Source organism: Glaciihabitans sp. UYNi722, from assembly GCF_040549465.1.
GTDB lineage: Bacteria > Actinomycetota > Actinomycetes > Actinomycetales > Microbacteriaceae > Lacisediminihabitans.
Map to the genome: position 1 here is coordinate 22,729 of NZ_JBEPTL010000034.1, position 6,529 is coordinate 29,257.

Genomic DNA, 6,529 nt, shown 5'->3' on the forward strand with positions numbered 1-6,529 from the left:
GACATGGCAAACACCACAGTTCCCACCACGGCAGGAACCCAGATTCCCAGCAGCAACGGCGCCGGCAAGACGGTGATCGACGACAGCGTCATCGCGAAGGTCGCCGGTATCGCCACTCGCGAGGTTGCCGGCGTCTTCGCACTCGGAGGCGGTGCAGCCCGTGCGCTCGGAGTCATCCGTGACGCCATCAACAACACGGACCTCACCCAGGGCGTGAGCGTCGAGGTCGGGGAGACCCAGGTCGCCGTCGACATCACCATCGTCGCCGAGTATCCGATGCCGCTGCAGAAGGTCGCCGATGACGTGCGCGCATCCGTCTACCGCGCGATCCAGAACCTGGTCGGCATGGATGTCACGGAGGTCAACGTGACCATCAACGACGTGCACATCCCCTCGGACGACACCACCGTCGTCGAGGATGACTCGAGGGCGCGAGTTCAGTGACCCACACGGTTACCGGCATCCTGGTCGGCGCGGTCCTCGCGCTCACCTGGGTCACCCTCGGCTTCTGGCCGTTCGTCTTCGTGGCGGTCGCCATGGCGGTGGGCGCGATCGTCGCCCGTGTCATCGACGGCAAGATCGACCTGCGAAACGTCGCTGATGCCTTCCGGGGGAAGCGTTCCTCGTCATGACCTCAGCCGCAGTGACCGCCGACACCGACACGTTTCACGGCCGCAACAGGGTCTCATCGCGTGCGATCAAAGGGGTCGTGTCGGCCATCACCGCTGAGGCGATGGGTGTCACCGCTCGGCAGGTCGGCGTCGAGCTGGCCGACGATAAAGGCCTCCTCGAGGTCACCACATCCGCGGCGATCAGCGTCATCTCGCTGACCGCCACCGGGCGCAAGGCCATGCAGTCGGACGTCAGCGGATCGATCATCGACCGCGCGACCGCCGCACAGACCACCATCCGCGACAGGGTGCGCGAGCTGACCGGATCATCCATCGGCCGGGTCAATCTGCGACTCAACGACGCACACATCGAAGGAGAGGAGAGAGTCCAATGACCAACCACGACGCCATCTACCGGCGGGTGGTCCGACGGGAGACGCATTCCCCGAAGGCCGGGCTCGCGATCACGCTGGCCGTGATCCTCATCCTGGTTCTCGCCTTTGTGGCGATCGAAGCCGTGCTGGCTCTGCTGCAGCAGCCACCGCTGCTCCTGGCCCCCAAAGCCGCACTCCTTGCCACGCTTGCACTACCGACAGCCGTCACCACGCCGACGCTCATCGCGACCGGAGCCGTGGTCGGCGTGATCGGGCTGGTGATCCTGATTGCTGCCCTCACACCAGGACGCCGCGCGGATCATCGCGGCGGCACCGAGCGTACCGCGATGGCCGTCGACAACCGGGCTGTCGCATCCGCTCTCGCCCGTCGTGCCAGCCGCGCTGTCGACATCGATCCCGACCAGGTGGTCGTGTCGGTGTCTCACCGGATGGCCGAGGTGCACATTCAGCCGAGTTCCGGCTGGCCGCTCGACCGCGACGCGATCGACGAAGCGGTGGCCGACGAACTGGAACGGATGAACCTCACTCCGGCGCTGGGCCACAGGGTGATCGTCGCGAGCAAGGGGGTGGTGGGAGCGTGAACAACACCAATCGCGCCCTGAACCGCATCGGCATCTTCCTCTTCGGCTTTGTGCTTCTGGTACTCGGTGGAGGCGTGGCGGTCGCCGCCGCTGTGCCCGACTGGCTCGCCAGCTGGCGAGACGGTGCGAAGAATGTCGCCGGAAGCACAACGGATGTCATCAAGGGCACCCCGCTGGGAAACACCGGCCAGAGCTGGCTCCTGCTCGTCGTCGCCATCGTGGCGGTTGTGCTGATCGCGCTGCTCCTGGTCTTCATCTTTCGCCAGGGTCACGGACGCAGTGGAACGCTGCTTACCAGGAAGGCCACCGGCTCGGACACCTCCGCCGCCGGATCCATCATGGTGAGCTCCGTGGTCGCAGAGCGATCCATCGCCGTCGCGTTGAAGAACTACACCGGTATCGCCTCCTCCAGCGTCTCCACCTATGCCGTGCGCGGGGTCGCGACCATGCAGATCACCGTCAGTGCCCGGCGGGGGGTGTCGCCGCGGGACATCCGGGACTACATTGACCAACTCGTGCGGCGTTGGGACCAAGTTCTCGGTGCGGAGACGCCGGTCTTCATCAAGATCAACGGCGGATTCGCGAGTCGTGTGTCCAAGCCGAACCGGCTGCCTGAACGGGCAACCGCCTAAACGAAGGAGCATCTCATGCGCAGCAAAGTGATCATCGTGATCGGCGCCGTTCTCATCGCCTACGTACTCGGCACCCAGGCCAACGGCGGAAAGAAGCGGAGGGGCAAGCAGCCGGAGACAGTGCGGCAGCAGGCCGAGCGCCTCTGGAAGGAGCCGGAATCGCGCAAAGCCCGCAAGAACGCGGCAAAGAAGCTCGGCAAGGCGGCTCGCGCCGCCTCCAAGAAGGCCGCCAAATATACGAAGAGCCTCACGAAGTAGTTTCCCTACCCCACCGAATCCAAGGAGAAATCATGGCCAGCTCAACCAGCGACCTCATCGACGACGCGACCTCGACCGCGAGCGACGCACTCGACTCCGCACGGTCCGTAGCCGGCGAAGCCGTCAAGTCCGCGAAGGATATGTTCGACGACTTCGACGCCGAATCATCTGTCTCCCGCGTGGTCGACAAGGCCGGCGACTTCATCCGCCAGCAGCAGCGCGACAACCCGGCGGTAGTTCTGCTCGTCGTTTCGCTGCTCGGTGCGATCGTCGGCGCCACCATCGCTCGCGCCACCCGGCGCTAGCAGCAGTCTCGTATCCCCCGTCGATATCCGTCGACACCGAACAGTAAGGAGCTCACCATGAGCGCATCAGACAAGATCGAGAACGCCACGCAGGATCTGGGCGGCAAGGCCAAAGAGGCTGCAGGAAAGGCGACGGACAACGACAAACTCGCCGCCGAAGGCAAGGCCGACCAGGCCAGCGCCAGCGTGAAGAAGGCCGGCGAGAACGTCAAGGACGCCTTCAAGTAGGTCCTCGCCAGAAGCGTGGTGTCACGCGAACCATTCGGTGACACCGCGTTTTCGGTGAGTTGCCCACTTCTGCTCTTCCATGGTGGGCTACAGCGCTACTTGTCGTGCCGCCTGATTTCTTTCCGATAGCGCCGGTAGAGGCTCGAAATCAGCACCACCGCGACCACGACGAGCACCACGATGACGATAACGACGCCCACGTCGGACCTGGCAGGATTCGTGTCGTTACACTGGCTCTCTGGCGTCCCCACCACGCACGATGTGAAGAACTGGGTCGGTGTCATGGGGTCAGCGCTCCTCTGATCCGTCAGCGTCGAGGCCGCCCATGCGCTCCAGCACCGCGCGGATCAGCTCGACCGCGGCATCCGGTGTGATGTGGTGGTTCATGTAGGTGCTCTCCAACCATCCGAGCACCTCGTCCTGCGGAAGGCCGACAGCATTCCAGTCGATACCGGGCTCGGCGGCCGTCACGGGTTCGCCGGTCTCGACGTCGACCGAGGCCCTGGCGATCATCCGGTCCGGCGTCACCGTCGCATCCGGATTCCAGAGCAGCGCGATCGGATGATTGTCGCCATCGAGATGCTCGTCATTGACCTGCCCGGCACCCAGCCATGGCAGGGTGAGGATCTCGCCCTCGATCTCCACATCGACCAGGTCGAGATGGGCGGGATCGGTCTCGCAGACATAGAGCGGATACCCCTGCTCCTGCCAGGCTGCGGCCTCCTCGATGTCCTCCATCAGGTCGGGCATCCGCGCGAAGAAGTTGGCGGAGAGCACCGAAGCCCACTCGAGAAGGGTCACTGTGTCGGCGGAGCCCCACGGGCTCTTCGAGGTCGTCTCGCCGCTCGCATCGTGAAAGTGGTGCTCGATGCCGGCCGCGGTGCGATCAACGTGAAGCTGTCCATCCTCGAAACCGATGTAGAGGGCGACGGCGAGATCTTCCTCGATCCACTCGGCGAAGACCTCCGGTTTCGAGAGCGCCGAAGGAAGCGGGATCGCCGCTGCGCGCTTCTCCCCCAGTTCGAAAACCGCCTGAAATCGCGTGCTCGGTAAGCGAAGGGTCTCATCAGCCACGTCGTCGGGCTCCTCTCGATCGCGTCCCTATCGAGGATAGACGGGCTGGGCCGGATGATCGGACGACTTTTCCCCTAGCGAAGCTCGCCGAGCAACCGCGTCGTGGCGTCATCCACTGTCTTCTCCCATTCGGTTCCCGTCTGCCGCGATTCGCGGGAGGGTCGCGTCTCACCGAGCCACTCGATGAGCGAGCGGATCAGCTCGTTGTCGACGTCGCCATGATGACCGGATGGGTCGAGGGCATCCACGAAACCGTCGCGCGTTGCACGCCACTCGCTCGGTTCGGTCGGATCCGAGGATGACTGCCCGACGGCCCTCACTGTCGCGATGAGGCTGCGCGCCGTCTTCGAATCCACCTAGCCATTCTGAGGTAAGCGGCTGGCAGGAATTCCGCGAGCGATGAATGCAAGGGCGACACCGACGGCTCGCACGACTACACCGCGTAGCGCAGCTGGGCGAATGGACCCTCCATGCTCACGCTGGTCAACGTCATCGGCGGAGTGACGATCGAGCGTGGCAGTAGCGGAGCGCCACTCCCGAGCGTCACCGGCGCAACCCAGATGATCAGCTCGTCGAGCAGTCCCCGATCGTGGAACTGCCCGGCAAGGTCCCCTCCACCGACGATCCAGATATTCTTGCCCACGGCAACGGCTGCCATGTCGGCGTGCACCGCGGCGACATCCCCACGGACGAAGCGGATGTCAGCGCCCTCCACAACACGCTGCTCGCGGCTGCTGAACACCCAGGTCGGCTGCAAATAGACCCATGCTGTCGGATGATCCGGATCCTCGAGTACCTGCTGGTTCAGTATCCACTCGTACGTCGTGGACCCCATCACCACCGCGCCGACATCGGCGATGAACTGCTCATAGGCATCGCCGGACCCGTCCCCGAACTGCAAGAGCCAGTCGAGAGAGTTCTCGGCATCGGCGAGGTAGCCATCGAGCGAAGTGGCGGTGTAGTACTGCGTTGTCATGCAGCAATCGTCCCGCAGACCCCCGACCTTGGTGCGCCGCCTTTCGACTGCTCGGGATCCTACGAAGTAGCCAGCACGCGCGGGATGCGAAGATACTGCACTTGATAGGCAAGCGTTAACTTGCCTACAGTGAGCCTGTGGTTGACGTGTTTAAGGCTCTGGCCGACCCCACTCGCCGGACGATCCTCGATGAGCTGACCAAGCGAAATGGGCAGACGCTCTTCGAGATCTGCGCGCGACTGATGACGAACCACGGGCTCGGTTCGTCTCGGCAGGCGATCTCGCAGCATCTGGAGATTCTCGAGGCTGCCGGCCTGGTCGAGACCAGTCGCGAAGGCCGCTTCAAGTTTCACTACATCAATACCGGGCCGCTCGAACCGATCGTCCAGCGATGGCTCAACATATCCATCAACAACGCCAACGACCACCTCGACGGCGACATCGAAACAGAAGGAAGAAGGGAACAGAGATGAGAATCACCCTGACGAGTGTGTTCGTCGACGACCAGGAGAAGGCGCTCCGGTTTTATACCGAGATGCTGGGTTTCATAAAGAAGAATGATGTTCCGTTGGGTGAAGACCGGTGGCTGACCGTCGTGTCCCCGCAGGATCCGGGCGGCACCGAACTTCTCCTCGAACCCAGCGGCCATCCGGCAGTGAAGCCATTCAAGGAGGCGCTTGTCGCCGACGGCATCCCGTACAACTCGTTCGCTGTCGACGACGTCGCGGCCGAGTACGAGAGGCTCCGCAGCCTCGGGGTGCGCTTCACCCTGGAGCCCACGGCGATGGGACCGGTGACCACGGCGGTTCTCGACGACACCTGTGGCAACCTGATCCAGATCGCCCACCAGGCCGGCTAGGCGGTCATCCGCGACGAAAGTAGTTCAGCGAACCCTGTAGCGCAGGAAGACGAGGCCCTCGTCGAAACACCGTTCGTCGATGAGGTCGAGACCGAGGCGCCGCGGCCGCCCGGCTGTGTTTCCAGCCATTCATCGTAGAAAACCGAGCCCGCCAGCCCAATGACGAGCAATAGGCAGGTCGCGGTGGCCAGCGTCCACCTCCATGTGCGACTCTTCGCCACTGAAGTACAACTTAGGAGCGTGACGATAAATGCGGCTGGAGCAACAACCAGCCAATAGGCACTCGTTGGAACCACGCTTGCGCCAAGGTTGGCAACGAAAGACGGCACATAGAAGAATGTCAGAAAGGAGAAACCCACGACCACGACAACTGCCAGAGCGCCGGATTGCACCCCACGACTGCGGACCGCTGAATCCATATAGTTGGTCTAGGGAATCGCGGCTCCGCCGACAAGCACGCCGCTTTCGTGGCATGGATGTCGCGGCTCACCGTGAGTTGCGCCACAACCTGACTCCGGATCCATCCGTGGCGGTTGGGGGGGGGGGGGGGGGGGGGGGGGGGGGGGCCCCCACCACCCCCGCCACAACCCCCGCCCCCCCGCCCCCCCCG

General features: G+C 63.9%; 14 protein-coding genes. 10 read left to right on the forward strand and 4 right to left on the reverse strand.

What is annotated here, in order from left to right:
* Window positions 1–3: 3 nt before the first annotated feature.
* Genes ABIB56_RS17410 through ABIB56_RS17445 form a run of 8 tightly spaced genes read left to right on the forward strand, consistent with a single transcriptional unit; the run spans window position 4 to window position 3,010 of the window.
* Complete coding sequence (locus ABIB56_RS17410; protein ID WP_354570491.1) at window positions 4–444, forward strand: Asp23/Gls24 family envelope stress response protein; 441 nt, start codon at window positions 4–6, stop codon at window positions 442–444.
* Window positions 441–632 carry a DUF2273 domain-containing protein gene (locus ABIB56_RS17415; protein ID WP_354570492.1) on the forward strand — a complete coding sequence of 64 codons (192 nt, stop codon included), beginning with the start codon at window positions 441–443 and terminating at the stop codon, window positions 630–632. The genes ABIB56_RS17410 and ABIB56_RS17415 overlap by 4 nt, the downstream gene beginning before the upstream one ends.
* Window positions 629–1,006, forward strand: a complete 378-nt coding sequence (locus tag ABIB56_RS17420) for a hypothetical protein (protein ID WP_354570493.1) — start codon at window positions 629–631, stop codon at window positions 1,004–1,006. The genes ABIB56_RS17415 and ABIB56_RS17420 overlap by 4 nt, the downstream gene beginning before the upstream one ends.
* Window positions 1,003–1,587, forward strand: coding sequence for an Asp23/Gls24 family envelope stress response protein (locus tag ABIB56_RS17425; RefSeq protein ID WP_354570494.1), 585 nt, complete (start codon window positions 1,003–1,005; stop codon window positions 1,585–1,587). The genes ABIB56_RS17420 and ABIB56_RS17425 overlap by 4 nt, the downstream gene beginning before the upstream one ends.
* Window positions 1,584–2,219, forward strand: coding sequence for a hypothetical protein (locus ABIB56_RS17430; protein ID WP_354570495.1), 636 nt, complete (start codon window positions 1,584–1,586; stop codon window positions 2,217–2,219). The genes ABIB56_RS17425 and ABIB56_RS17430 overlap by 4 nt, the downstream gene beginning before the upstream one ends.
* 15 nt (window positions 2,220–2,234) lie before the next feature.
* Window positions 2,235–2,477 (forward strand): hypothetical protein, encoded by a 243-nt coding sequence (locus tag ABIB56_RS17435; protein ID WP_354570496.1) that lies wholly within the window; start codon window positions 2,235–2,237, stop codon window positions 2,475–2,477.
* Between the two features lie 32 nt (window positions 2,478–2,509).
* Window positions 2,510–2,782: a hypothetical protein gene (locus ABIB56_RS17440; RefSeq protein ID WP_354570497.1), complete on the forward strand. Its 273-nt coding sequence runs from the start codon at window positions 2,510–2,512 to the stop codon at window positions 2,780–2,782.
* A 57-nt stretch (window positions 2,783–2,839) separates the two neighbouring features.
* Window positions 2,840–3,010 (forward strand): CsbD family protein, encoded by a 171-nt coding sequence (locus ABIB56_RS17445; RefSeq protein WP_354570498.1) that lies wholly within the window; start codon window positions 2,840–2,842, stop codon window positions 3,008–3,010.
* Between the two features lie 95 nt (window positions 3,011–3,105).
* Here ABIB56_RS17445 and ABIB56_RS17450 read toward each other — a convergent pair whose 3' ends face one another.
* The 4 genes from ABIB56_RS17450 to ABIB56_RS17465 all read right to left on the reverse strand — a co-directional run bounded on the left by ABIB56_RS17450 (window position 3,106) and on the right by ABIB56_RS17465 (window position 5,060).
* Window positions 3,106–3,294 (reverse strand): hypothetical protein, encoded by a 189-nt coding sequence (locus tag ABIB56_RS17450; protein ID WP_354570499.1) that lies wholly within the window; start codon window positions 3,292–3,294, stop codon window positions 3,106–3,108.
* Window positions 3,295–3,298: 4 nt separating this feature from the next.
* Window positions 3,299–4,084: a hypothetical protein gene (locus tag ABIB56_RS17455; RefSeq protein WP_354570500.1), complete on the reverse strand. Its 786-nt coding sequence runs from the start codon at window positions 4,082–4,084 to the stop codon at window positions 3,299–3,301.
* Window positions 4,085–4,158: 74 nt separating this feature from the next.
* Entirely contained in the window at window positions 4,159–4,440 is a 282-nt protein-coding gene (locus ABIB56_RS17460; protein ID WP_354570501.1) for a hypothetical protein, read from the reverse strand.
* Window positions 4,441–4,517: 77 nt separating this feature from the next.
* Window positions 4,518–5,060 carry a dihydrofolate reductase family protein gene (locus ABIB56_RS17465; RefSeq protein WP_354570502.1) on the reverse strand — a complete coding sequence of 181 codons (543 nt, stop codon included), beginning with the start codon at window positions 5,058–5,060 and terminating at the stop codon, window positions 4,518–4,520.
* Between the two features lie 137 nt (window positions 5,061–5,197).
* Here ABIB56_RS17465 and ABIB56_RS17470 point away from each other — a divergent pair, with 137 nt between their 5' ends.
* Window positions 5,198–5,533, forward strand: a complete 336-nt coding sequence (locus ABIB56_RS17470) for an ArsR/SmtB family transcription factor (protein WP_354570503.1) — start codon at window positions 5,198–5,200, stop codon at window positions 5,531–5,533.
* Window positions 5,530–5,919 carry a VOC family protein gene (locus ABIB56_RS17475; protein ID WP_354570504.1) on the forward strand — a complete coding sequence of 130 codons (390 nt, stop codon included), beginning with the start codon at window positions 5,530–5,532 and terminating at the stop codon, window positions 5,917–5,919. The genes ABIB56_RS17470 and ABIB56_RS17475 overlap by 4 nt, the downstream gene beginning before the upstream one ends.
* Window positions 5,920–6,529: the final 610 nt, after the last annotated feature.